This is a genomic window from Rhizobium sp. GR12, from assembly GCF_036596185.1.
Taxonomy (GTDB): domain Bacteria; phylum Pseudomonadota; class Alphaproteobacteria; order Rhizobiales; family Rhizobiaceae; genus Agrobacterium; species Agrobacterium nepotum.
The window spans coordinates 196,696-222,648 of the sequence record NZ_JASXTH010000006.1 but is presented as its reverse complement, the minus strand read 5'-3'; the positions used below and the strand labels follow the sequence as shown (position 1 = coordinate 222,648).

Here is a 25,953-nt window from a genome sequence, read left to right as displayed (position 1 = left end):
GAAAGGCTGCTTCGGCAGCCTTTTTTGATCTGTAATTTCCGCAAACAAAAACACCCGGAGGCGGAACCTCCGGGTGTTTTCAATTGCATGCAGTCAGGATTACTGGCCGCGGATCTTCTTCAGGTCAGCCAGAACGGCGTCAACCACGTCAGCACCGATTTCAGCCTTGTGCTTTTCGTAGACGATCATCGACTTCTCGCGGATACGGGCCTGCTCGTCGGCGGACAGCGTATTCACTTCGAGACCGGCCGCCTTGATCTTTTCCAGCGACTTCTGGTTCAGTTCGCGGATGACCTTACGCTCCTCGTCGCGGCCGACGACTGCGCATTCACGCAGGGCCGTCTGCTCTTCAGGCGTGTAGCTGTCGAAGATCGGCTTGGAGAAGAGGAAGAGGAACGGCGTGTAGGCGTGGTTCGTCTCGGTGATGTACTTCTGCACCTCGTAGAACTTCGAGGTGTCGATCGTCACATAGGGGTTTTCCTGGGCGTCGATCGCATTGGTTTCCAGCGCCGAGAAGACTTCGCCGAAAGCCATCGGCGTCGCATTGGCGCCGAGGTTCTGGAAGGTGTCGAGGAAGATGTTGTTCTGCATCACGCGAACCTTGAGGCCGGAGAAGTCTTCCCACTTGTTCACGGCGCGCTTGGAGTTCGACAGGTTGCGGAAGCCGTTTTCCCAGTAGGCCAGGTTTACGAGGCCCTGTTCTTCCAGCTTCTTGTTCATCATGTCGCCGAAGGCGCCGTCCATGACGGCATCGGCTTCCTTGGCGTTTGAAAACAGGAACGGCAGGTCGAAGACGCCGAGCGACGGGATGAGACCGACGAGCGGCGACGAGGATGTCACGACCGCTTCCTGAACGCCGGAGCGCAGGGCCTGCGTTGCCTGGAGGTCACCGCCGAGCGCGCCGCCCCAGAATGCCGTCAGCTTCAGCTTGCCGCCCGACTTTTCGTCCAGGCAGGCCTGCATGGCCTTGATGCCGTTGCCGACGGGATGGTCCTGATTGATGCCGTTCGAGACGCGGATGTTGCGGCTGTTGAATTCGGCCATTGCCGGTGCTGCCGCGCCGACGGCGAAAGCGATGGCTGTGGTGGTCAGAAGAAGCTTTCTCATAATATCCTCCCTTGGATTGTTTGCGAGAAGTGGCGATTAACGAAGATACTGCAATGGAACCATGACGATGTCGGGGAAAATCACCAGCAACGCCAGAACGATGGTTTCCGCGACGAGGAAAGGCCACACGCCCATCGTGACCTTGCCGAGCGGAATGCGTCCGACGCCGCTGACCACGTTGAGCACCACCCCAACCGGAGGGGTGATCAGGCCGATGGCGTTGTTGATGATGAACAATACGCCGAAATAAACCGGATCAATACCCGCCTGCTTGACGATGGGCATCAGAACGGGCGTCAGGATTAGGATGGTCGGCGTCAGGTCGAGCGCGGTTCCGACGATGAACACCAGCACCATCATGGCGACCATCAGAAGCATCGGACGATCGATCAGCGGCTCGATGTAGCCCGCGACCTCGTTTGGAATGTTCGCTGCCGTGATGAGCCAGGCGGAGACGAGTGCTGCGCAGACGAGGAACATGATGATTGATGTGCTCTTGGCCGCGCGCAGAAGCACGTGGAACAGATCCGCAGGCTTCAATTCGCGATAGATCACCATGCCGACGAAGAGAGCGTAGACGGCAGCGACGACCGCGGCTTCCGTCGGGGTCATGATGCCTGCCTTGATGCCGCCGAGAATGATGACGGGCATGCCAAGCGCCCAGCCGGCGCGGACCGTGGCAACCAGACGTTCCTTGGCGGAAGTTTTGGGCAGGGGCTTGATGTTATCTTTGCGGACCACGATCAGCCACGCGATGATCAGCGAAATGCCCATCATAATACCGGGAACGATACCTGCAAGGAAGAGCTGGGTGATCGAGACATTGGCGGCGACACCGAAGACGATGAAGGCCATGGAAGGCGGAATAACCGGGGCGATGATGCCGCCCGCGGCGATGAGGCCGCCGGAGCGCGGAATATCGTAACCAGCCTTCGCCATCATCGGGATAAGGATTGCGGCAAGGGCTGCGGTATCGGCTGCCGCCGAACCGGAGATGCTGGCCATGATGATGGCAGCTACGATCGCCACGATGCCGAGGCCGCCCCTGATATGGCCGACAAGCGCAATCGCAAAGTCGATGATGCGGCGGGAAAGACCGCCGGAATTCATCAACTCGCCGGCCAGGATGAAGAAGGGGATGGCGAGCAGCGTAAAGGTGTCGGCGCCCGAGATCATGTTCTGGGCAATGATCGCGGTGTTGAACATGCCCATGTACCACATGAGCACGACGCCGCAGAACATCAGCGAGAAAGCGACGGGAACGCCAATCGCCATGGCTCCGAGAAGAGAGCCGACAAAAACGAAAAGTGTCATGGTATCAGCGCTCCGAAAGCTGTTCGATCGTGAGGTTCTCGCCGGCGAACTGGGCGATTTCGTCCTCTGTCACGCGGCCCGTCACATAACGGTAAAGGCGCTCCAGAGCGATGATGAACATCAGGCCGCCGGTGAACATGCCGATGCCGTAGACCCAGATCATCGACAGCTTGGTGACAGGCGCATGCATGCTCGCATTGATGGCGGACTGCTTCCACGTTCCCCAGAAGAAGATGGCGGAACAGCCCAGAATGATGATGTTCGATGCGATCATGCAGACGACGCGGGCGCGGCGCGACAGGAACATTACCAGGGTTTCGATGCCCATGTGGCTGTTTTCACGGAAGGTCAGCACGGCACCGATGAAGGTCAGCCAGACGAAGAAGTAGCGCGACAGTTCTTCCGAGATGTTGATGCCGGAATTCATCGAATAACGCATGACAACGTTGACGAAGACCATGATCGACATGCCGGCGAGCAGCACGACGAGAATGATTTCGAGAATCCGGTAAAAGAGATTGATGGTCTTTTGCATTTTCCCCTCCCGAAGAAATATCCGGAACATTTCCGGCGAAGGATCACCTTCAATGCCCCATTTATTGGTTTTTCACAATTCCGGACGCAAAACCGCGATGCACTTTTGCCGGATTGCTCAGAGCAGCCCCCGTTTCGCCAGATTGCGCATCAGGGCCGCGGTGCCGAACGTCCATTCCGGGCATTCGTCTGTTGTCGTGACCCAGTTGATCAGCTTGCCGAGCTTGGGCGTCGAGATTTCGACACGGTCGCCCTTGGAGTGGGTGAAACCGAGACCCGGGCCATGGCGATCCTTCACCGGCGCGAACATCGTGCCAAGGAAAAAGACGGCGCCGTCAGGATATTGATGGTTGCGGTTCAAGAGCTGGGACGCAAGGTTTTCCGGCGTGCGGCTGATCGCCTGCATCGCGCTGGCACCCGTCATGGTGAAACCGTCTTCGCCCTCGACCAGCAGCGATATCTGCGCCTTCTTCACGTCTTCGATGGTGAAGTTTCCATCAAACAGGCGGATGAAAGGACCGATCGCGCAGGAGGCGTTATTGTCTTTCGCCTTGCTGAGCAGCAGGGCGGAGCGGCCTTCGAAATCGCGCAGGTTGACATCGTTGCCGAGCGTCGCGCCGACGATGCGTCCATCGGAGGCGATGGCGAGCACCACTTCCGGTTCCGGGTTATTCCATTGCGATTTCGGGTGAACGCCGATCAGCGCGCCGCAGCCGACAGAGGCCATGGCCTGCGCCTTGGAGAATATCTCCGCATCCGGGCCGATGCCCACTTCCAGATATTGCGACCAGAGGCCCATTTCCTGGAGCAGTTTCTTCACTTCGGCTGCTTTTTCGGAACCGGCCTCAAGTCCCTTGAGGCTGTCGCCCAGAACCGGCGCCAGTCGTCCGCGGATTTCCTGCGCGCGCAGCGGGTCGCCCTTGGCCTGCTCCTCGATCACGCGTTCCAGCATGCTGTCGGCAAAGGTGACGCCCGCGGCCTTGACAGCCTGAATGTCGTTGGGGGCGAGAAGTTCGCCGGCGGAGCCATCCAGAAAGGCCTCAAGCGCGCCAAGCGCTACGAATGTGCCGGTCTCTGCAAGCCGCTCCATGAGATCGGTCTTTTCCAGAAGTTCGGACATGGTCGGGGAGACAGAGGTCAGGTCGTAGAGCACGCCGCCTTTAAGGAGGACGGGGCAGGGGCCGCCTTCGCTTTTCGACCAGACGCGGCCAACGAGCAAGGCGTTTTCAAAATCTTCAGGCAAAATTGCGGTAACGTCGATGGACCTTGAACCGGTCATGTATATCCTCCCCTTCAGATCTCCGACAGCCGCCTCCTGCGGTCTTATTGTCTGGATGTCTGACAACCTAATCTCATTCTTCTTAGTATGACTTTTGCGACGAGTCTAGCGGTCTCGCGGACAAAATTATCGTCTTCTGTGACTGGATCGCTGGAAAGCTTTGAAACCTGTCCTATAGCTTTGCCGTTCGTACCTCTGTTCGCTGCTCAGAAGATATCCAGTTCCAGATTTACCCGGCTTGCGGCACCCAGCAGATGCTTGCGCATGGCGTCCTTGGCCGCAGTTGCATCGGCGTTCTCGACAGCTTCGTAGATCGCCACATGTTCGGCGATCGTCACCTTGAGAATCTCGCCGAAAACAGCACGGGAGAAGGCGATGTTGATGGCCGAACTGATGCGTTCCGCAATGAAACCGAGGAACATCAGGAAATATTCGTTCTGCGTCGCTTCCGCCAGAATGCGGTGGAAGTCGAGATCGGCCGCAACGCCTTCCGTCGACCAGTCGTCAGCGGTTTTCATCTTTTCCAGCGCCGCCGCCAGACGCGCCAATTGCTGGGGACTGCGGTGAAGTGCTGCGAGACCTGCGGCCTCGATTTCCATCGGCATGCGAAGCTGGAAGAGATCGCGGAAATTTTCCGGATCGTTCAGGCGGGACCGCTCGATGCGGATGGACAGTCTCTGTCGGGGATCCGTGACGAATGCACCCACGCCTTGGCGCGTTTCGACAAAACCCTCGTTGCGTAATTGCGCGATTGCCTCGCGAATGACCGAGCGGCTGACACCGAAGGTTTTCGCCAAGACATGTTCCGTCGGCAGCCTGTCGCCCGGCCCGAGTTTCGAATCATTGATCTCGCGGGCGATCTCCGCGGCGATCCGGCCGGGCAGATGGTCGTTGCGATGTATCTGATTGAACTCCAGCGTCATGATTGCTCCCGTTCCACAGAAACGATTGGTTCGTTTTTCCCGCGGCAGGCGACTTCCTCCTTCGCCGCCAGCGGGGTTTTCAAAGGCGGCGCGTTCGGTCGCCTTTGCTATTTTTTGATTAGCTATCCGGTTGCAAGCTTATCTGGCAACCGGGATTCATCCGCAAATCCGGGTCGAAGGCGTTTTTCAAACCCGTGATCATCCGGCGCTGCACATCAGATAGCCGGCTTTCGAAATCGGAGCGCTTCAGGCGGCCGATGCCGTGCTCGGCGCTGATGCTGCCGACATAACGGTCGAGGACGTCGTTGACGAGCGTTTTAGACTTGTAGATGAACGTCTCGCGCTCTTCCGGCGTCGCACCGTTTGGCGGCAGCACGTTGAGGTGGACGTTGCCGTCTCCGACATGGCCGTAGGAAACCGCGAGGCATTCCGGCAGCTTTTCCGCCAGTTCTGCTTCCGCTTCCGCCACGAAAGCCGCGAGTTTCGACAGCGGCACCGAAATATCGGTGCGCATATGACTGCCGCGCAGCGCCTGGCCTTCATTCATGCCCTCACGAAACAGCCAAAGCGACTGCGCCTGTGCGCGCGAGGAGGCGATGACGCCATCCAGCACCAGACCGTCTTCCATGACGCCCTCAAGGAAGCGGCCCATCAGGTCGGCCGTGTCCACCAGCCCCGAGCCGGAAATTTCCATCAGCACATAGGCCGGATAATCGCCGGCGATCGGCATTTTGAGGTCGGGTATGGCTTCGATCGCAAGCGTGAAGGCGACGGGCGGCATGAATTCGAAGGCGGACATCAGGTCGCAACATTCGCGGCGGGCGCGGCGGTAAAGCTTGATGGCATCATCCAGCGAATTGAGGCCGAGCAGCGCCGTCTCGACATGTTCGGGATTGGGATAAAGCTTGACGGCCACCGCCGTGATGATGCCGAGCGTTCCTTCCGCGCCGATGAAAAGCTGCTTCAGGTCAATGCCGCGATTGTCCTTGCGCAGCGTCGACAGGCCATTCCAGATGGTGCCATCAGGCAATACCACTTCAAGACCCAGCACCAGTTCGCGGGTCATTCCGTAGCGCAGGACGTTGATGCCGCCGGCATTGGTGGAGACGTTGCCGCCGATACGGCAGCTGCCCTGTGCGCCAAGGGACAGCGGGAAGAACATTCCCTTGTCCTGAACCGCATCCTTGAATTCCGAGAGAATGCAGCCGGCTTCGACGACGGCCGAAAAATCGTCGCTGTCTATGGTGCGGATGGCGTTCATGCGTTCCAGGCTCAGCACGATCTGACGCTTTGGCGCATCGGGAATGCCGCCGAGCACCAGTCCGGTATTGCCGCCCTGGGGGATGATGGAGAGGCCGAGTTCTGCGCAGGCGTGAACCGTGTCGGAGACTTCCTTGGTCGAACGGGGACGAATGACGGCCACGGCCGAACTCGTGACGTCGCCGTGCCAATCACGGCAATAGCGCAGCATGTCTTCCTGCGATGTCAGCAGCAGAGCTTCGCCCAGCCTGTTTTTCAGCGAGAACCGCAATTCCTCGATATCGTGTTCGCTCACGATCGTCATTCCACCCTCTCCGTCCAATCCGCCCTAGATACCCGGACAAGGGTCTTTCGCCTTGCTTTTACCGGTTTGTGAAAAAATACTATTTTCAATCAAATCATATAAGGTTATCAGACAACCTTACAAGCTAATTTATCGGCCCCTAAGCCGATGGTGTTTTTTCGGTCTCGGGAGAATGACCGGGCCAAAGAGGAGGAAGACATGCATATCGCAATCATCGGCGCCGCCGGCATGGTTGGCCGCAAGCTGACGCAGCGTCTGGTCAAGGACGGATCGCTTGGCGGCAAGCCGATCGACAGGTTCACGCTTATCGACGTGTTCCAGCCCGAAGCGCCCGCCGGGTTTTCCGGTGCGGTCGATGCGCGCGCGGCCGATCTGTCCGCGCCCGGCGAAGCCGAAAAGCTGGTCGAAGCCCGCCCAGATGTCATCTTTCACCTCGCCGCCATCGTGTCCGGCGAAGCCGAACTCGATTTCGACAAGGGTTACCGTATCAATCTCGACGGCACGCGTTATCTCTTCGATGCGATCCGCATTGCCAACGGCAAGGACGGTTACAAGCCGCGCGTGGTCTTCACCTCATCGATCGCCGTGTTTGGTGCGCCGCTTCCCTATCCGATCCCGGATGACTTCCACTCCACGCCACTGACCAGCTACGGAACGCAAAAAGCGATCTGCGAGCTGCTACTGTCCGACTACAGCCGTCGCGGCTTCTTCGACGGTATCGGCATTCGCCTGCCGACCATCTGCATTCGTCCCGGCAAGCCCAATGCAGCTGCCTCCGGTTTCTTCTCCAATATCCTGCGCGAGCCGCTGGTCGGCCAGGAAGCGGTTCTGCCGGTGCCGGAAAGCATTCGCCACTGGCACGCCTCGCCGCGCTCTGCCGTCGGTTTCCTTCTCCACGGCGCGACGATCGATGTGGAAAAGGTCGGCCCGCGCCGCAACCTGTCGATGCCGGGTCTCAGCGCCACCGTTGGCGAGCAGATCGAAGCGTTGCGCAAGGTTGCTGGCGAAAAGGCTGTTGCCCTCATCCGCCGCGAGCCGAACGAGATGATCATGCGCATGTGCGAAGGCTGGGCGCCCGGTTTCGAAGCGAAGCGTGCCCGCGAACTGGGCTTTACGGCTGAAAGCTCCTTCGAAGAGATCATTCAGGTTCATATCGAAGACGAACTGGGAGGTTCATTGAAATGAGCGTCAATCGGGAGGAGAAGAAGCGGTCCGTTGCCTTTATCGGCACCGGCCTGATGGGCGGACCGATGGCCCGACGCCTGCTGGGTGCTGGCTTTGCGGTCACGGTCTGGAACCGCAGCGTCGAAAAGGCTGAGGCGCTGGTTGCCGATGGTGCGGTTCTGGCGGCATCGCCGGCAGAAGCTGCCAGGGGCGCCGATATCGTCATCACCATGCTGAGCGACGGCAAGGCCGTTGGCGAAGTGCTGTTCGAGGCGGGTGTGGCCGAAGTGCTGGAAAAAGGCGCTGTTGTGATCGACAGCAGCTCGATTGCGCCGCCGGTTGCGCGCGAACACTCTTCCCGACTGGAGGCATTGGGCATTCATCACATCGATGCGCCGGTTTCCGGCGGCGTGCCGGGCGCAACTGCGGGTACGCTCGCCATCATGGCCGGTGGGGACGAGGCGCTGGTGTCCGGTCTCTCGGATGTCTTCGCGCCGATGGGCAGGCTCACCTATGTCGGCCCCTCGGGTGCTGGCCAGCTCTGCAAGCTCGCCAACCAGCAGATCGTCGCCATCACCATCGGTGCGGTTGCCGAGGCGATGATGCTGGTGGAAGCGGGCGGGGCATCCCGTGAGGGGTTCCGCAACGCCATACGCGGCGGTTTTGCCGAAAGCCGGATCCTGGAACTGCATGGCGAACGCATGGTGAAGCGCAATTTCGTGCCGGGCGGCCCTTCCAAGTTCCAGCTGAAGGATCTGAACGGCGTGTTGGCGACGGCGAAGGATCTGTCTTTGACATTGCCGTTGACCCAGCAGGTGACGCGGGAATTCGATGACTTCGTCGGTGATGGCGGAGCCGATGTCGACCATAGCGGCATCCTGCTTTACCTCGAAAAACTCAACAACCGGGAACAGGGCTGAGGCGGTCTCATGAGCGACGACAAGACATTGGCAAGACGCCTGCGATCGCAGGACTGGTTCGATAATCCTGACCATCTCGACATGACGGCGCTCTATCTGGAGCGCTTCATGAATTACGGCGTGACACCGGAAGAGTTGCGGTCCGGCAAGCCGGTGATCGGTATCGCCCAGAGCGGCAGCGACCTGACGCCCTGCAACCGGGTTCATGTGGAGCTGGTCAAGCGGGTGCGCGACGGTATCCGCGATGCGGGCGGTATCCCGATCGAGTTTCCGACCCATCCGATGTTCGAAAACTGCAAACGCCCAACGGCGGCGCTTGACCGTAATCTTGCCTATCTCAGCCTTGTCGAAGTGCTTTACGGGTATCCGCTCGACGGCGTCGTTCTGACCACCGGCTGCGACAAGACCACGCCTTCGGCGCTGATGGCGGCAAGCACGGTCGATATCCCGGCCATCGTTTTGTCCGGCGGGCCGATGCTCGACGGATACCACGACGGCGATCTGGTCGGTTCCGGCACTGTCATCTGGCGCATGCGCCGTAAATATGGCGCCGGCGAAATCACCCGCGAGGAGTTTTTGCAGGCGGCGCTCGAATCCGCTCCGTCGGTCGGTCATTGCAACACCATGGGCACGGCCTCGACCATGAACGCCATTGCCGAAGCGCTCGGCATGTCGCTGACCGGTTGCGGCGCTATCCCCGCCGCTTACCGCGAGCGCGGCCAGATGGCCTATCGCACCGGCCGCCGCGCCGTAGAACTGGTCATCGAGAACATCAAGCCCTCCGATATTTTGACGCGCGAGGCGTTTTTGAACGCGATCCGCGTCAATTCTGCAATCGGCGGCTCTACCAATGCACAGCCGCATCTGGCGGCTATGGCGAAACATGCGGGCGTGGAGCTTCGCGAGGAGGACTGGCAGGTTCACGGTTACGACATTCCGCTGCTCGCCAATGTCCAGCCCGCCGGCAAATGGCTGGGCGAGAAATATCACCGCGCCGGCGGCACACCGGCCATCATGTGGGAACTTCTGCAAGCGGGCAAACTCGACGGGAGCTGTCCGACCGTGACTGGAAAAACCGTGGCGGAAAATCTTGATGGCCGGGAATCGACCGACCGCGACGTGATCCTGCCCTACGACAAGCCGCTGAAGGAACGGGCCGGTTTCCTCGTTCTCAAGGGCAATCTGTTCGATTTCGCCATCATGAAGACGAGCGTGATCTCGGCGGAATTCCGGCAGCGTTATCTGAGCGAGCCGGGCCGCGAGGGAGTTTTCGAGGGCAAATGTGTGGTGTTCGATGGTTCGGAAGACTATCACGCCCGCATCAACGATCCGTCCCTCGATATCGACGAGCGCACCATTCTCGTCATTCGCGGTGCGGGTCCGCTTGGCTGGCCGGGCTCGGCGGAAGTCGTCAACATGCAGCCGCCGGACGCGCTGTTGAAAAAAGGTATTACCAGCCTGCCGACAATCGGCGACGGCCGGCAATCGGGAACGGCGGATAGTCCGTCGATCCTCAATGCCTCGCCGGAAAGTGCTGCCGGTGGTGGTCTCGCATGGCTTCGTACGGGCGATGTGATCCGCATCGATTTCAATCAGGGTCAGTGCAATGTGCTGGTGCCGGATGCGGAAATAGAGATCCGCAAGGCTGACGGCATTCCTGCGGTGCCCGCCGATGCCACACCATGGCAGCGCATCTACCGTCAATCGGTGACCCAGCTTTCGGACGGCGCGGTGCTGGAAGGGGCTGCGGATTTCCGCCGGATTGCCGAGAAGATGCCACGGCACAACCACTGACAAGGTGCTGACTGACCACGACGACAAATCCCCGGCCACGACCGGGGATTTTTCTTGTCCGGATGGTTTCGCAATTGATTGCGACCTCCTAATGTACCCGCGAATTCGCATCACAGGGGCAGGGCATGACAGATATTTCGATGATCGAGGCGGCGCGTGAGCGTATCGGCAACCATGCGGTGCGGACACCGCTTCTATCGTCGCATTTTCTGGACGAGATTGCCGGGCGAAAGCTTTTCGTGAAGGCCGAGTGCCTGCAAAGGACGGGTTCCTTCAAGTTTCGCGGCGGCTGGTCGGCGGTATCAGGCCTGCCGGACGACGTGCGTGCCAAGGGCGTGATCGCCTTTTCCTCCGGCAACCATGCGCAGGGCGTGGCGCTTGCCGCTCGTATGCATGGGGTGCCTGCCGTCATCATCATGCCGTCGGATGCGCCGAAGATCAAAATCGACAATACCCGCGCCTATGGTGCGGAAGTGGTTCTCTATGACCGCGAGAACGAAGATCGCGACGCCATCGGAGATCGCATTTCGCGCGAGCGTGGGCTGACGCTGATCAAGCCCTACGACGAACCGCTGGTCGTTGCCGGGCAGGGGACGGTGGGGTTGGAGATTGTCGAACAGGGCGCGGAGCTGGGTATCGATGCAGCCGAGGTTCTGGTGCCTTGCGGTGGCGGTGGCCTCACCTCCGGCATCTCGCTTGCGCTTGCCGCGAAAGCTCCGGATTACAGGGTCAGGACCGCAGAGCCAGAACATTTCGACGACGTCGCGCGCTCGCTTGCGGCGGGCAGGATAGAGCGCAATGCGACGACCTCCGGTTCGCTCTGCGATGCAATCGTCACACCGCAGCCCGGTAACATCACCTTCCCGATCATGTCGCAGCTTTGTGGAAAAGGCCTTGCCGTGACCGAGGAGGAAGCGCTGCGGGCGATGGTTCTCGCCTTTAACCGGCTGAAGATCGTCGTCGAACCGGGTGGTGCCGTGGCTCTGGCGGCGGCCCTGTTTCACGGCGACGAACTGGAGAGCGAAACGGTAATTGCAGTCGCCTCCGGCGGCAATGTCGATCCGGGGATCATGGCGAGCGCGCTTTCCCGCTTCGGCTGAGATCAGGCCTCCAGCCGCGCCGCGACCTCATTGGCGATCGCGAGCGATGCGGTCAGGCCGGGGCTTTCTATGCCGAAAAGATTGACGAGGCCGGCAAGACCGTGGGTTTCAGGCCCATCGATGCGGAAGTCCATGGCCGGTTCGTCGGGTCCTGAAATCTTCGGGCGGATGCCGGAATAGGCCGGGATAAGTGCGTGCTCAGGCAGGCCCGGCCAATAGCGGCGGATCGCGTCGCCGAAACCTTCCATGCGTCGGGGATCGACAGCGTAATCCATGGTGTCCACCCACTCCACGTCAGGTCCGAAACGGGCCTGACCGGCAAGATCGAGCGTCAGGTGCACACCAAGGCCGTGGGTATGCGGCGCGGGGTAGATGAGCCGTGAAAAAGGCGACTTGCCGGTGAGCGAGAAATAGCTGCCCTTGGCGAAACGCGCCTCCGGTATCGCATGTTTCGGCAATCCTTCGATCTTTGTTGCCGCTATCGGCGCCAGAAGGCCGGCAGAATTGACGAGCAACCGGCACGTCAGGCTGAGAGGCTCTTTCCCGCCCACATGAACCCTGAAACCCTCGCGGGTCGCTTCCGCCCTTTCAAAGGGTGCGTTGAGGGCAAGGGCTGCGCCGTGATCTTCCGCGTCGCCGAGCAGTGCCAGCATGTAGCCGTGGCTGTCGATGATGCCGGTCGAGGGCGAGAGCAGGGCCGCCACGCAGGTGAGCGCAGGTTCGAGCAAGAGCGCCTGCCGCCTGTCGATCAGCTCAAGGTCGTCGCAGCCATTGGCATGACCCTTGTCCTTAAGTGCGGCCAGCAGAGCCGTTTCAGCTTCATCTGCCGCCACGATGAGTTTGCCGCAGCGGCGGTGCGCAACGCCGTGGCTTTGGCAGAAGGCATAGAGCTGCTTTTTGCCCTCGACGCAAAGGCGGGCCTTGAGGCTTCCGGAAGGATAATAAAGCCCGGCGTGAATGACCTCGCTGTTGCGGGAGGAGGTTGCGGAGCCGAATTCCTTTTCGCTTTCGAGGATGATGACGGAGAGGCCATGCATCGCCAGCTCGCGGGCCGTCGCCAGTCCGATCACCCCGGCTCCGATGATGATGGCGTCGATATCCGTCATTGTCCCTATCCAAGCCCGCCGATGGTTTTGAACGGAAATGCCGTCCGCCGCGTTGATCCTGCGCAATGGGTAGATTGATGCTTTCCATGGGGCAAGTCGCGATCCGTATTTTTCCCGATGCGACGATCTTATGGAATTTTATCTCTACTGAAACAGTGGGGAATAAAGCTATTCTCTAGGGGAAATGAGCAATGCCCGCTTTGACGGGCCGAGCAGGAAGGGAGTTGTACAATGTCTTATTCCAAGGCAGGAAAAGTAAAAGACTTTGTCGCGCAGCCCCAGTCACCGCGTAACTGGAGAGATTCGGTTCATGCGGCTCTTGTCGGCGTGTGCGTGGCTTTTGTCGCCGCCGTCATACTCGGTCTCGTTCCCTGATCCTCCCAGTTTTTCCTCAGGTAACTTGAGAATAAAAGGCCGGTCGCTCCTCCGACCGGCCTTTTTTACGTTTATCGCGCCTTGAGATAGTCCTCTGCCAGATCGACCCAGAAGGCGGTTCCAATTGGCAGGATATCGTCGTTGAAGTCGAATTTCGGATGATGCAGCGGCGGGTCGTTGTCGGTGCGCGCTGTGCCCAGGAAGAAATAGCAACCGGGTCGTTTCTCCAGCATATAGGCGAAGTCTTCCGCGCCCATCGATGGGCGTTGCATTTCGGCTACCTTTTCAGGCCCGGCAAAACGGCGGGCGAGATCGGTGACATAGTCCGTTTCCGCCCTGTGGTTGACGGTTGCATTGTAGCCGCGCTCGTATTCGAGCGTGACGCTCATGCCGTAGCTGGCTGCCTGGCCTTCGGCTACCGCCCGGATGCGTTTTTCCAACTCGTCGCGCACGCCCGCATCGAAAGAGCGGATGGTGAGCAGCATTTCCGCCGTTTCGGGAATGACATTGCTGGCCACACCGGCATGAAATGCGCCCACGGTGACGACGGCCGACAGTTGCGGATGGATATTGCGGGACACCACCGTCTGCAAGGCCATGATGATGCTCGCGCCGGCAACGATGGGGTCGGCGGCATCTTGCGGTTCGGCGCCATGGCCGCCATATCCGTTGACGGTGATCTTGCATTCGTCGACAGCGGCAAGAATCGGCCCGTCGCGCAGGACGAATTGTCCGAAGGGCAAGCCGGGATCGTTATGGAGGGCAAAAACCGCATCGCAGGGGAAGCGCTCGAACAGTCCATCCTCGATCATGATGCGGGCGCCGCCGAAATTCTCCTCCGCCGGCTGGAAGATCAGATGCAGGGTTCCATCGAAATTCCTGCGTTCGGCGATGATCTTCGCCGCCCCGAGAAGCATGGCCGTGTGTCCGTCATGGCCGCAGGCATGCATCACGCCTTCATTGGCGCTCGCATAGTCCGCCCCGGTTTCCTCATGGATCGGCAGGGCATCGATGTCGGCGCGAATGCCGAGCGTACGTGTGCTGTCGCCATTGCGCAGGGTCGCGACGATGCCGGTTCCGGCAAGCCCGCGCGTCACTTCATAGCCCATTTCCACCAGCTGTCCGGCAATGAAATCGGACGTCTGGAACTCGGAAAGGCCAATCTCGGGATGGCGGTGCAGATGGCGGCGGATCGCCACCACATCCGGCATATGATTGGCAAAGGATGCGATGTTCGCGGTCTGTCTGGTCATTTTCGAAGTCCCTGGTTACGCCGCTTTTTTCCGGCGCTTTTTGCAAAGGGCATAGCAGCATATGCGGATGCATGTAAGGGTGTTCCCGGGGCCGGAAGGCCCTGAAATTCAGCGCTTGCATCGTATCGCGACAGGTGGCATGGAACTATTGACGTCTTGGGGCATTAGCTTTTTTCGGATGTGGCGCAGGCCTTCTCGGTCTCGCGTTGCCCTTCAGGTGTCAAAGGGGGACTATCGGACGTTGCGCGAACAATTTTCGCCGTGGGGGAAGGTGCGAAATCCGGTTGGAACGGCATTGCCGGGCCATAGGCTGCAATTTTCCTGTCGTCGAAAACCCCTTGTTTGCACCGATCCCCGACTTTGCAAGGATATCGGGCGGATTGCGCAACAAAATGCCGTGCTTGCGGATATTCATCGTTTGACGATCCGCTTTGCTAGGCGTCCTGTCCGGTTCACCCAAGGTTCAGGATAAGTCGTAAATATAGCGTGGCCTGATTTCGTGCGTGTTCCCGCCACGGACGAGATGCCGGTCAAGTCGAACAAGTTTCCCTAAAGTTCAGAATACGAGCCCGATGTCATTTCATATCACCCCGACCGCCGCCGCCCGTGATTCCGAGACGAAGCAGATCGATCACAACGATTCGATCCGCGCGTCCTATATGACGGTCGAGGAACTGCATGATGCCGGCGCCGCGCTTTCCCGCGACGGTGCCGACAATCTTCCCGGCTTCATGGAGTTCGATTTCTTCGAGCGCCATCGCGAGAACGAGAAGGAAATCCTGCGGGTCTACCGCACGACGGCCGTCGACGCGGAAAATGGCGCGACGATAACGCCGGCTGCGGAATGGCTGCTCGACAACCACTACGTCATCGAAGAGGCGATCCAGGAAGTCCGCCGCGATTTTCCGCGCAAGTTCTATCGCCAGCTTCCGACGATGACGGTGGGCGGCGTGACGATCCCGCGGGTGATGGCGCTTGGCTGGCTTTATGTCGCACACACGCACAGCACGGTTTCGCGCGAGAACATGACGGCGCTGGTGGATGGCTACCAGACGTCGAAGACGCTGCAGATCGGCGAATTGTGGGCGCTGCCCTCCATCATCCGTTTCGTCCTCATCGAAAATCTTCGCCGTATTTCCATTCGTGTGGAGCGTTCGCGCCGCATGCGCCAGAAGGCGAACGAAGTCGTCGACGAGATCATCCGGCTCAACGATGCGGAAGCCTCGGCAGCGCTTCTCAAGCAGGTTGATACGCTGGTCGACGATCCGACCTTCGCGACGCAGTTCCTCTATCGCCTCAGAAACGGCTCCCAGACATCGGGTTTTGCGGTAGCCTGGCTCGAAGAGCGCCTGCACGCTGCGGGAACCGACGCCGAAAATGTCATGATGTCGGAACACAATCGCCTGGCATCCGGCAATGTGACGATGGGCAACATCGTCAAGAGCCTGCGAGAGATCGACGATACCGAATGGTCGGTCTGGTTCGAGGAAGTCAGCCATATCGACAAGGTCCTGCGCGCTGAAACCGACTACGAGATCCTCGATTTCGGTTCCCGCAACACCTACCGCAACACGATCGAGCTTCTGGCGCGCCGTTCTCCCAAGACCGAGGTAGAGGTCGCGCGTGCCGCCGTTGAAATGGCGCGCGCTGTCGAGCCTGCCGAGGCGGTTGAAAACCACCGGGTCAATGTCGGCTCCGTGCTCGTCGGTCAGCGCCGGTTCGAGCTTGAAAAGGCGCTGGGTTATCGGCCGCTTGCATCGCAACATATCGTTCGGTCGATGCGCAAGTTCAACTGGCTCGCAATTGCCGCGCCGGTGTTTCTCATCACTGCGCTCGTCATGCTTGCGGTCGGCTGGTTCCTGGCGGAAGCGGGCATGCCCTGGTACGTGGTGGCCGCATTCCTGCTGATGTTCGCATTGCCCGCCTCGGAAGGCGCAACGGGCCTCTTCAACACGCTCGTCACCTTCTTTGTGAAGCCGTTCCGGCTGGTCGGGTACGAGTTCAAGAACGGCATTCCGCAGGATGCCCGCACGCTGGTCGCCGTGCCGTGCATGCTGACGAGCCGCGACAGCGTCGACGAGATGATGCGCAATATCGAGGTGCATTATCTCGCCAATCCGCATGGCGAGATTTACTTTGCGCTGGTCAGCGACTGGCGCGATGCGCAGCATGAGCAGTCCGGCGACGACCTGGAGATTCTCGAATACGCAAAGCGTGAGCTTGCGGCACTGAACAGCCGTTATGCCTTTGACGGCAAGACGCGTTTTTACCTGCTGCATCGCCGCCGCATATATAATTCCGCCGAAACCTGCTGGATGGGCTGGGAGCGCAAGCGCGGCAAGCTGCATGAACTGAACATGCTGCTGCGCGGCGACAAGGACACGACATTCCTCGGCGGCGCAAACATCGTGCCGGCTGATGTTAAATACGTCATGACGCTGGATGCCGATACGCGCCTGATGCGCGATGCGGTGACCAAGCTCGTCGGCAAGATGCATCACCCGATCAACCGTCCGGTAATCGATCCGCAATCCGGCCGGGTCGTGGAAGGCTACGGGCTGCTGCAGCCGCGTGTGACGCCGTCGCTCACGACAGGCAAGGACGCATCCGTCTTCCAGCGTGTCTTCTCGATCAATCGCGGTATCGATCCTTACGTCTTCACGGTTTCCGACGTTTATCAGGACCTGACGTCCGAAGGCACATTCACCGGCAAGGGCCTTTATGACGTGGATGCCTTCGAGGCGGCTCTAAAGGGCCGGATCGAGGAGAATTCCGTTCTTAGCCACGACCTTCTCGAAGGTTCCTTCGCGCGCTGCGCGCTGGTGACCGACGTGGAGTTGGTGGAGGATTTTCCGACCCGTTACGAGGTGGAAGTCTCGCGCCAGCATCGCTGGGCGCGTGGCGACTGGCAGCTGCTGCCCTATATTCTCGATCGTGTCCGGGGCGTTACCGCCATCGGCCGCTGGAAGATGGTCGACAATCTGCGCCGTTCGCTGACGCCGATCGCCTGGTTCTTCGCCTCGATCCTCGGCTGGTATTTCATGGATCCGCTCGGCGCGCTGATCTGGCAGATCCTGCTGATCTTCTCGCTGTTCGTCGCGCCCACGCTTTCCCTGCTCTCCGGCCTCGTGCCGCGCTCCACCGACATCGTGCCGCAGGCGCATTTCCATACCATCTGGTCGGAAATCCGCGCCACCAATGCGCAGGTGGCGCTGCGCATCGTCTTCATTGCCGATGCCGCCTGCATGATGACGGATGCGATTGTCCGTTCGCTTTACCGTCTGCTCGTCAGCCGCAAGCTGATGCTGGAATGGCGCACCGCCGCCAGCATCCAGTCGAGCGCGCAGGGCAGCATCATCGACTATTACCGTCAGATGTGGCATGCGCCCGTCGTGGCGATGCTCGGCCTTCTGTTTGCGGCGTTGCCCGGCGACAATGCCTTCCTGATCGGCATTCCCTTCACACTGCTCTGGGTCCTGTCTCCTGCCGTCGCCTGGTATGTCAGCCAGTCTGCGGAAACCGAAGACCGTCTGTTCGTTTCGGAACACGTCTCCTTCGAGCTTCGCAAGATCGCGCGCCGCACGTGGCGTTATTACGAAGCCTTCGTGACACCGCAGGAAAACCACCTGCCGCCGGACAACTTCCAGGAAACGCCGGAGCCGATCGTCGCCTCGCGCACGTCGCCGACCAATATCGGCGTCTACCTGCTCTCCGTCATTTCGGCGCGCCAGTTCGGCTGGATCAGCTTTGCCGATACGCTGGAGCGGATCGAGAACACGATCGAGACCGTCGAGAAGATGGAGAAGCATCGCGGCCATCTCTACAACTGGTATCATACCGACACCTTGCAGACGCTCGGTCCCCGCTACGTTTCGGCGGTGGACAGCGGCAATCTCGCCGGTCATCTGATTGCGGTCTCGTCTGCCTGCCGCCAGTGGGCGGAGGCGCCGTCGGCGCATCTTCAGGGCAATCTGGACGGTATCGGCGATCTCGCCGGCATTTTGCAGGAAACGCTGAAAGAATTGCCCGACGACCGCAAGAACCTGCGGCCGCTGCATCGCCGGCTCGAAGAGCGTATCATCGGTTTTTCGAATGCCCTGGCGTCCGTCAAGCGCGAGCATGAATTCGCGTCGATTCGCGTCATCAATCTCGCGGTGCTTGCCCGCGACATCCAGAAACTCGCCACCAACGTCGATCACGAGGTGCAGTCCGAGCAGAGCGCGGAAGTGACCCGCTGGGCGCAATTGCTGGTGGAATGCTGCGAGGCGCATATTTCCGACAGCGCCATCGACCTCACCAATATGGAGCCGCTGCGCCAGCGTCTGGCGTCGCTGCGCGACCGCAGCCGCAACCTTGCCTTCTCGATGGACTTCACGTTCCTTTACCGCAAGGACCGCCGTCTTCTGTCGATCGGTTACCGCGTTGAAAGCAAGGAGCTGGACGAGGCCTGCTACGACCTTCTGGCTTCCGAGTGCCGTCTGACCAGCCTGTTCGCCATCGCCAAGGGCGATCTGCCGACCGAACATTGGTACCGTCTCGGCCGTCAGGTCGTGCCGATCGGCGCACAGGGCGCGCTGGTCTCCTGGTCGGGTTCGATGTTCGAATATCTGATGCCGCCGCTTGTCATGCAGGAGCGTCAGGGCGGCATTCTCAACCAGACCAACAATCTGATCGTCAAGGAACAGATGAACCACGGCCGCCGTCTCGGCACGCCATGGGGCATTTCCGAAGCGGCGTTCAACGCCCGCGATCACAATATGAACTATCAGTACACCAACTTCGGCGTGCCGACGCTCGGTCTCAAGCGCGGCCTTGGCCAGAATGCGGTAATCGCGCCTTATGCGTCGATCCTCGCCAGCCAGTACGATCCGGATGGCGCGCTGGAGAACCTCGACAAGCTGCGCAAGCTTGGCGCGCTCGGTCAGTACGGTTTCCACGATGCGGTGGATTTCACGCCGACGCGTGTGCCTGACGGCAAGGTCTGTGCGGTGGTCTACAATTATTATGCCCACCACCACGGCATGTCGATTGCGGCCGTCGCCAATGTCGCCTTCGACGGCGTGCTGCGCGAACTTTTCCATTCCGATCCGGTGATCGAGGCTGCCGAGCTGCTGCTTCAGGAAAAGGCGCCGCGCGAAGTGCCTGTCATGAGCGCCAAATACGAGCCGGAAACTCCCGGCAAGGAACAGGCCGACCTGTTGCGTGCGGAAGTGCGCTCCATCGCCGACCCGGCCGCGCGCGACCGCGAAGTGGTGTTCCTCTCGAACGGCCATTATTCGACGATGCTGACCTCGACGGGTGCGGGTTACTCGAAGTGGAACGGCCAGGCGATTTCCCGCTGGAAGGCGGATCCGACCGAGGATCGCTGGGGAACCTTCATCTTCCTGCGCGACACCACCAACGGACAATGGTGGAGCGCCACGGCCGAGCCACGTGTCATCGAAGGCGAAAAGACCAAGACGATCTTCACTGACGACAAGGCCGAATTCCATAAAACCACAGGCGATCTGCAGAGCGTGGTCGAATGCATCGTCGCCACCGAACACGATGCCGAAGGCCGTCGCGTCACGCTGCTCAATGTCGGTTCCGAGGATCGCTACATCGAAGTGACCTCCTATATGGAGCCGGTCATTGCGTCGGAAGACGACGACAACGCCCATCCGCTGTTCTCGCGCATGTTCGTGCAAACCGAGATCGGCCGCCGCGGTGATGTCATCCGCGCCTGGCGCAATCGCCGCAGCCCGAATGAGCCCGGCACCATCATCGCGCATCTTGCCGCCGATAATGCCGGCCCGTCGCGTCCGACGGAATTCGAGACCGATCGCGCCAAGTTTATCGGTCGCGGCCGGTCGATCGGTGAAGCGGCGGCATTCGATGCCGGTGCTACGCTTTCGAGCACCGACGGCTTCACGCTTGACCCGATCCTGTCGTTGCGCCGCACCGTGCGCGTGCCGGCGGGCAAGAAGGTGAGCGTGATCTTCTGGACGATTGCCGCGCCGAGCCGCGAGGAGGTCGACAAGGCGATCGACCGTTATCGCCATCCGGATGCATTCGCCCATGAACTCGTGCATGCCTGGACGCGCACGCAGGTGCAGATGCGCCATGTCGGCGTCACGTCGCAACAGGCTGCGGCCTTCCAGCATCTCGGCCGTTATCTGACCTATCCGGACATGCATCTGCGTGCGGATTCGGAAACCCTGAAAACGGGTCTCGCTTCGCAGCGGGCGCTGTGGCCGCTTGCCATTTCGGGCGATTTCCCGATCTTCAGCCTGCGCATCAACGACGATATGGATATGGATATCGCCCGCGAAGCGCTCAGCGCGCATGAATATCTGCGCTCGCGCGGGGTCATATTCGATCTCGTCATCGTCAACGAACGGGCAGCATCCTACGCGCAGGACATGCAGCATGCGCTGGATCACATTTCGGAGGCGCAGCGCCGCATCAATCCAGCCGATGGCGGCCGACCACATGTATTCTCGGTGCGCCGTGACCTGATGGACGAAGAGACCTGGAGCGCGCTTCTGGCGGCGTCCCGCGTCGTACTGCACGTGCGCAACGGCAAGATCGTCGACCAGATCAACCGCGCAGTATCGCTTTTTGCGGCGCATCGCGGTCCCGACGGTACGATCGAGGCTGCGCTGGCCCGTCTGCCTGTGCCGGCCTTCCCTGTTGCGGAGCCTGTCGAGGATGCGGGCGATCTCGATTTCTGGAACGGTTTTGGCGGTTTCGCCAAAAGCGGACAGGAATATGTCGTTCGCCTGCATGGCGGGCAATCCACGCCACATCCGTGGATCAACGTCATCTCGAACGAGAGTTTCGGTTTCCATGTGTCGGCGGAAGGCGCCGGTTTCTCCTGGAGCCGCAATTCGCGCGATTATCAGCTGACACCGTGGAGCAACGATCCGGTCATCAACCGGCCGGGCGAGGCTTTCTACGTCGCTGACGTGGAAACAGGAAAGCTCTATACGCCACTCGCCGCATTGTCGCGCGATCCGGAAGCCCTCTTCGAAGCCCGTCATGGTCTCGGTTACTCCGTTCTGACCGGGGTGGCGGACACGCTGGAAATCGAGGTGACGCAGACGGTCGATCGTGAAAAGCCGGTCAAGTTCTCGCAGCTCATCGTTCGCAACAAGGGTTCGAAAAGCCGCCGCCTGAAGGTCTATGCCTATGTTGAATGGGTGCTTGGCAATAACGGCCAGAAATCCGCGCCGTTCATTCTGAGCAGGCACGATGCCGACAGCAATGCGATTTTCGCTTCGAACCCCTATAGCATCGACTATAGCCCCCGCACCGCCTTCCTGACGCTCGACAGCGAGGTAAGCGGCTTCACGACCAGCCGGCGGGAATTCATCGGCCGTTTCGGCTCGGCGCAGGCCCCGCAGGGCATTGTGTCCGGCGCCGCGCTCAGCGGCAGTACCGAGGTCGACGGCGATCCCTGTGCTGCGCTGATGCAGGAAATCCATCTGAAGCCCGGCGAAGAGCGGCATATGACCTTCATTCTTGGCGATGCCGATAATGCGGAGGCGGCGGCTACGCTGGTTGGAGAGGTTCGCAAGACGGACTTCCAGTCGGTGCTGGAGGGCAGCAAGGCATTCTGGAGCGGCTTTACCGGCCAGTTGCAGGTTTCCACGCCCGATGCCGGCTTCAACCACATGGTCAACAACTGGCTGCCCTATCAGGCGCTGGCGTGCCGCATCCTGGCCCGCACGGCCTTTTATCAGTCGAGTGGCGCCTTCGGCTTCCGCGACCAGCTTCAGGATACGCTGGCCTTCCTGCTCTACCAGCCGGATCTCGCCCGCAGCCAGATCCTGCGTGCGGCAGGCCGCCAGTTTGCGGAAGGCGACGTGCAACACTGGTGGCTGCCGTTGACAGGTGCTGGCGTCCGCACGACGATCTCGGACGACGTGGTCTGGCTCGCCTATGCGATCAACCAATATGTCTCGGCCACGGGCGATACCGCCGTCCTCGATGAAAGCATCCCCTTCATAAAGGGTCCGGCTTTGATGCCGGGCCAGCACGATGCCTTCTTCCAGCCGGAGACAAGCGAGAGGTCCGCAAGTCTCTACGAACATGCGGCGCTGGCGCTCGATCTCGCCATCCATCGTACCGGCGAAAACGGTCTGCCGCTGATCCTCGGCGGTGACTGGAACGACGGAATGAACCGCGTCGGCGTCGGCGGCAAGGGTACCAGCGTCTGGCTCGGCTGGTTCCTGGCCGGAGCCTTGCGTGATTTCATTGAGATCGCCGAGAAGCGTGGCGATACCGACCGTGTCGGCAAATGGGCGGCGCATCGCGAAAAGCTGCGCAATGCCCTCGAAACGGCGGGCTGGGACGGTAGTTATTATCGTCGTGGTTACTTTGATGACGGCACGCCGCTTGGTTCTGCCACCAGCGAGGAATGCCGGATCGATTCACTTGGCCAGAGCTGGAGCGTCCTTTCCGGCGAGGGTGAAGAAGGCCGATCGCGGCAGGCGATGGACGCCGTGATGGAGCATCTGGTCGATGAAAAGACCGGTATCATCCGTCTGTTCACTCCGCCCTTCTCGAGCGCGCCGCACGATCCGGGCTATATCAAGGGATATCCGCCGGGTGTGCGCGAAAACGGCGGACAATATACCCATGCGGCGACCTGGGTGGTTCTTGCCCTCGCACGGCAGGGCCGCGCCCAAGAGGCCTGGAACTGCTTCAAGCTGCTCAACCCGGTCAATCATGCGCTCGATGAGGCATCGTCGGAAACCTATAGGGTCGAACCCTATGTGGTAACCGCGGATGTTTACGGTGAGGGCGCCTATGCGGGCCGTGGCGGCTGGAGCTGGTATACGGGTTCCGCCGGCTGGCTCTACCGCGCCGCAATCGAGGGCATTCTCGGTATCACCCGAACCGATGGCAAGCTTCATATCGCGCCTTCGCTGCCGGAGGACTGGAGCGGTTTCTCGGTCAAGATCACGCTCGACGGAAAAGCCAAGGACATCGTCGTCAGCCGCAAGGCCGGCACGGCGGAGGTCTCCGTGTCCGTCGACGGCAAACCCCTGTCGCCCAAAAATCGGGTGATCCCTTTCGACTGAGTGGGCAAGCTTCCATTCTGCTTTGCATCAGGTCTCTGCGGTGACGCAGGGGCCTGATTTTTTATGGTGGGTGTGTTTGCATGCGGCGCTGTTTTGGCGTGGGTGCTTTTGGCGCCTGTTGTCTTCGCTGGCCTTTAGAGCGCGTCCTGTTACTGGAATGCCCTAGCTTCCCAAGCAAGGATCTCGCACTAGGTGCGGCCTCTATGACGACAAGCAGGCTTCTTTCGAAGCGATGTTTTGGCAGAGGGATTTCACAGGGCGATATTCGGTCGCTGGATGGCCGAATATCGTGGGCCAGCACGGAGTTACAGGCGATGCCTGCTCTATTGACGGGACCTGCGCATGACGCGTCGTAAAATCTCAGGAAGCGGACAAAGAAAAAGGGCGAACAGCATGCTGTTCGCCCCTTTCGCATTCCGAAAGATAAGAGCCTCAGGAGGCAATGGCCTTTGGCCGGGGCTGGCCTTCATCATCCGTCAGCAGACCGCTGGTGCGCAGCAGTGAGGTGAAGCGTCCGCCGCGCTGGCTAAGCTCATCGAACGTCCCCTTTTCGATGATACGGCCCTGATCGAGGAACAGCACGAGATCGGCATCGCGAACCGTGGAAAGACGGTGGGCGATGATGAAGGTCGTGCGGTTCATTCTGAGCGCATCCACGGCGGCCTTCACGCGTGCTTCTGTTTCCACGTCCAGCGCGCTGGTTGCCTCGTCGAGGACCAGAATAGGGGCGTTCTTCAGGATAGCGCGCGCAATGGCGATGCGCTGGCGTTCACCGCCGGAGAGCCGATTGCCGCGTTCGCCCACCTGTGTCAGGTAGCCGGTGATACGGCTGTCGATGAAATCCGTTGCCGCTGCCGCTGCCGCTGCTTCCACGACCTCAGCGTCTGTCGCAGATTCGCGACCGAGGCGGATGTTTTCGCGGATGGAGCGGTTCAGCAGGCCGGCATCCTGGAACACCGTGGCGATGGAGTTGCGGAGCGAGTTCTTCGTCACGGTCGAAATATCGGTGCCGTCTATCAGAATCTGGCCGGAATCCGGGTCGTAGACGCGTTGCAGGAGGTTGATGAGCGTGGTCTTGCCGGCACCCGTCGGCCCGACGATCGCAATGGTCTCGCCGGCTTTGGCCGTGAACGAGACGTCGTGAACGCCCTGCTTGGTGTTGGCGAAACCGAAATTGATGTTGCGGAACTCCACGGTGCCGGAAACATTGGACAATTCACGGGCGTCGCCAGGCTCTTCCCGTTCCTTGACGGAATCCTCCAGCACGAAGAAGTCTTCGAGCTTGGCGCGGGCTTCGAAAATCTGGGTCACGAACTGACGCATCTGGTCGAGCCTGCCGATGAGAAGATTGGCGAAACCGATGAAGGCGATGACGTCGCCGACGCGCAATTCGCCGCTCTTCACCAGCACGGTGCCGATGACGAGGATGATCATCATCGAAACGGTGGAGGCCGTGCGGTTCAAGGCGCTCGCGAAAGCCCACCAGTCGAGCACCGGGTATTGGGCGCTCAGCAGCTTTTCGGTGAATGATTTCAACGCTTTCGTTTCAGCTTCGATGCGGTTGTAGCTGTGCAGGACCGACACGTTGCTGATGGAATCGCTGACATGCGCAAAAACGCTGTGATAGTGCTCCTCGACAGAGGCCTGGCCGTCCTTGGTGCGGCTCATGACCCACTTGCCGATAAACCAGTAGATGATGCCGAGGCCGATCAGAACGAAGCTGAGGCGCAGGTCCATGGACATGGCCGTCGGGACAAGCAGCGTGAGTGCCACGAAGGTTGCCAGATGGGTGCGCATGAATTCCAGCCACAGGCCGAACAGCGTCTCGCTGGCGCGCAGCAGCGTGTGCAGCGCGTTCGAGGTGCCGCGCAGATGGTGCCAGGACAGCGGCATCGAGATGATCCGCCCGAAGGCTTCCGTCAACAGCGAAGCGCGGCGGCCATGCGCAAGCCGGTCGGCCTCGCGGGCGACCGCGACATAAGCGACGGTGTTGAAGACGCCGAAGCCCGCCCACAGGATGAGGATGGAGGTGACATCGGAGCCGGAAGAGATGGCGTCGATGATCCGTCCGAACAGCACGGGTTCGGCAATGGTGATCGCCGCAAGAATGACGTTGGCAATGACAACGACCACCACCCGCCACTTATGTACGGTCAGATAGCGCAGAGCGCGTGTGTAAACCTGAAACAAGGTCAAATTTTCAATCCAGTCCAGCGTCTTTTCGAACGGTTGATTGTTCGGTCTCAATGCAATGGTTTTTTAGCAAGGTTGCATGAGACGGCGAAATTTGTGTAATTATCGCTCTTTCTGTCTGAATGGCGGCTTAACAAATCGAGCGCGCGTGCGAACCGAGAAAAAACCGAACCCGATGTTTTCCGGGCCTGCCGTCACAAGATTTTGCATGTTCGTTTCAGGGATTGCTAACGACGATATGTTCAGTCTGAACCGACCG

The 25,953-nt window shown here is 60.2% G+C and carries 15 protein-coding genes; 6 read left to right on the top strand and 9 right to left on the bottom strand.

The window, feature by feature from the left end; translation table 11 throughout:
- Nucleotides 1-99 precede the first annotated feature (99 nt).
- The 6 genes from QSK43_RS12620 to QSK43_RS12595 all read right to left on the bottom strand — a co-directional run bounded on the left by QSK43_RS12620 (nucleotide 100) and on the right by QSK43_RS12595 (nucleotide 6,721).
- Complete coding sequence (locus QSK43_RS12620; protein ID WP_045019439.1) at nucleotides 100-1,107, bottom strand: TRAP transporter substrate-binding protein; 1,008 nt, start codon at nucleotides 1,105-1,107, stop codon at nucleotides 100-102.
- 36 nt (nucleotides 1,108-1,143) lie between these two features.
- Nucleotides 1,144-2,421 carry a TRAP transporter large permease gene (locus tag QSK43_RS12615; protein ID WP_332303717.1) on the bottom strand — a complete coding sequence of 426 codons (1,278 nt, stop codon included), beginning with the start codon at nucleotides 2,419-2,421 and terminating at the stop codon, nucleotides 1,144-1,146.
- 4 nt (nucleotides 2,422-2,425) lie between these two features.
- Nucleotides 2,426-2,956: a TRAP transporter small permease gene (locus tag QSK43_RS12610; protein WP_045019443.1), complete on the bottom strand. Its 531-nt coding sequence runs from the start codon at nucleotides 2,954-2,956 to the stop codon at nucleotides 2,426-2,428.
- Between the two features lie 117 nt (nucleotides 2,957-3,073).
- Nucleotides 3,074-4,234: a fumarylacetoacetate hydrolase family protein gene (locus QSK43_RS12605; RefSeq protein WP_332303716.1), complete on the bottom strand. Its 1,161-nt coding sequence runs from the start codon at nucleotides 4,232-4,234 to the stop codon at nucleotides 3,074-3,076.
- A 206-nt stretch (nucleotides 4,235-4,440) separates the two neighbouring features.
- Nucleotides 4,441-5,157, bottom strand: coding sequence for a FadR/GntR family transcriptional regulator (locus tag QSK43_RS12600; protein ID WP_332303715.1), 717 nt, complete (start codon nucleotides 5,155-5,157; stop codon nucleotides 4,441-4,443).
- A gap of 118 nt (nucleotides 5,158-5,275) precedes the next feature.
- On the bottom strand, nucleotides 5,276-6,721 hold the full coding sequence (locus tag QSK43_RS12595) for an FAD-binding oxidoreductase (protein WP_332303714.1): 1,446 nt from the start codon (nucleotides 6,719-6,721) through the stop codon (nucleotides 5,276-5,278).
- A gap of 198 nt (nucleotides 6,722-6,919) precedes the next feature.
- Between QSK43_RS12595 and denD the strand changes: the two genes are divergently transcribed.
- The 4 genes from denD to QSK43_RS12575 all read left to right on the top strand — a co-directional run bounded on the left by denD (nucleotide 6,920) and on the right by QSK43_RS12575 (nucleotide 11,699).
- Nucleotides 6,920-7,906, top strand: a complete 987-nt coding sequence (gene denD, locus QSK43_RS12590; protein WP_332303713.1) for a D-erythronate dehydrogenase — start codon at nucleotides 6,920-6,922, stop codon at nucleotides 7,904-7,906.
- Entirely contained in the window at nucleotides 7,903-8,805 is a 903-nt protein-coding gene (locus QSK43_RS12585) for an NAD(P)-dependent oxidoreductase (protein WP_332303712.1), read from the top strand. The genes denD and QSK43_RS12585 overlap by 4 nt, the downstream gene beginning before the upstream one ends.
- A 9-nt stretch (nucleotides 8,806-8,814) precedes the next feature.
- Nucleotides 8,815-10,599 carry an IlvD/Edd family dehydratase gene (locus QSK43_RS12580; protein ID WP_332303711.1) on the top strand — a complete coding sequence of 595 codons (1,785 nt, stop codon included), beginning with the start codon at nucleotides 8,815-8,817 and terminating at the stop codon, nucleotides 10,597-10,599.
- Between the two features lie 125 nt (nucleotides 10,600-10,724).
- Complete coding sequence (locus tag QSK43_RS12575) at nucleotides 10,725-11,699, top strand: threonine ammonia-lyase (protein WP_332303710.1); 975 nt, start codon at nucleotides 10,725-10,727, stop codon at nucleotides 11,697-11,699.
- 2 nt (nucleotides 11,700-11,701) lie between these two features.
- Here the strand turns inward: QSK43_RS12575 and QSK43_RS12570 are convergent, their stop codons facing one another.
- The gene (locus QSK43_RS12570; RefSeq protein ID WP_332303709.1) at nucleotides 11,702-12,805 is read right to left on the bottom strand and encodes an NAD(P)/FAD-dependent oxidoreductase; all 1,104 of its coding nucleotides are present in this window, start codon (nucleotides 12,803-12,805) and stop codon (nucleotides 11,702-11,704) included.
- Between the two features lie 231 nt (nucleotides 12,806-13,036).
- Here QSK43_RS12570 and QSK43_RS12565 point away from each other — a divergent pair, with 231 nt between their 5' ends.
- Nucleotides 13,037-13,180, top strand: coding sequence for a hypothetical protein (locus QSK43_RS12565; protein ID WP_084686663.1), 144 nt, complete (start codon nucleotides 13,037-13,039; stop codon nucleotides 13,178-13,180).
- A 71-nt stretch (nucleotides 13,181-13,251) separates the two neighbouring features.
- On the opposite strand, the gene QSK43_RS12560 is transcribed toward QSK43_RS12565, so the two are convergent.
- Nucleotides 13,252-14,433: a M20 aminoacylase family protein gene (locus tag QSK43_RS12560; protein ID WP_332303708.1), complete on the bottom strand. Its 1,182-nt coding sequence runs from the start codon at nucleotides 14,431-14,433 to the stop codon at nucleotides 13,252-13,254.
- Between the two features lie 572 nt (nucleotides 14,434-15,005).
- Here QSK43_RS12560 and QSK43_RS12555 point away from each other — a divergent pair.
- Entirely contained in the window at nucleotides 15,006-23,501 is an 8,496-nt protein-coding gene (locus QSK43_RS12555; RefSeq protein ID WP_332303707.1) for a GH36-type glycosyl hydrolase domain-containing protein, read from the top strand.
- A 432-nt stretch (nucleotides 23,502-23,933) separates the two neighbouring features.
- Here QSK43_RS12555 and QSK43_RS12550 read toward each other — a convergent pair whose 3' ends face one another.
- The gene (locus QSK43_RS12550) at nucleotides 23,934-25,697 is read right to left on the bottom strand and encodes a glucan ABC transporter ATP-binding protein/ permease (protein WP_332303706.1); all 1,764 of its coding nucleotides are present in this window, start codon (nucleotides 25,695-25,697) and stop codon (nucleotides 23,934-23,936) included.
- Nucleotides 25,698-25,953 lie beyond the last annotated feature (256 nt).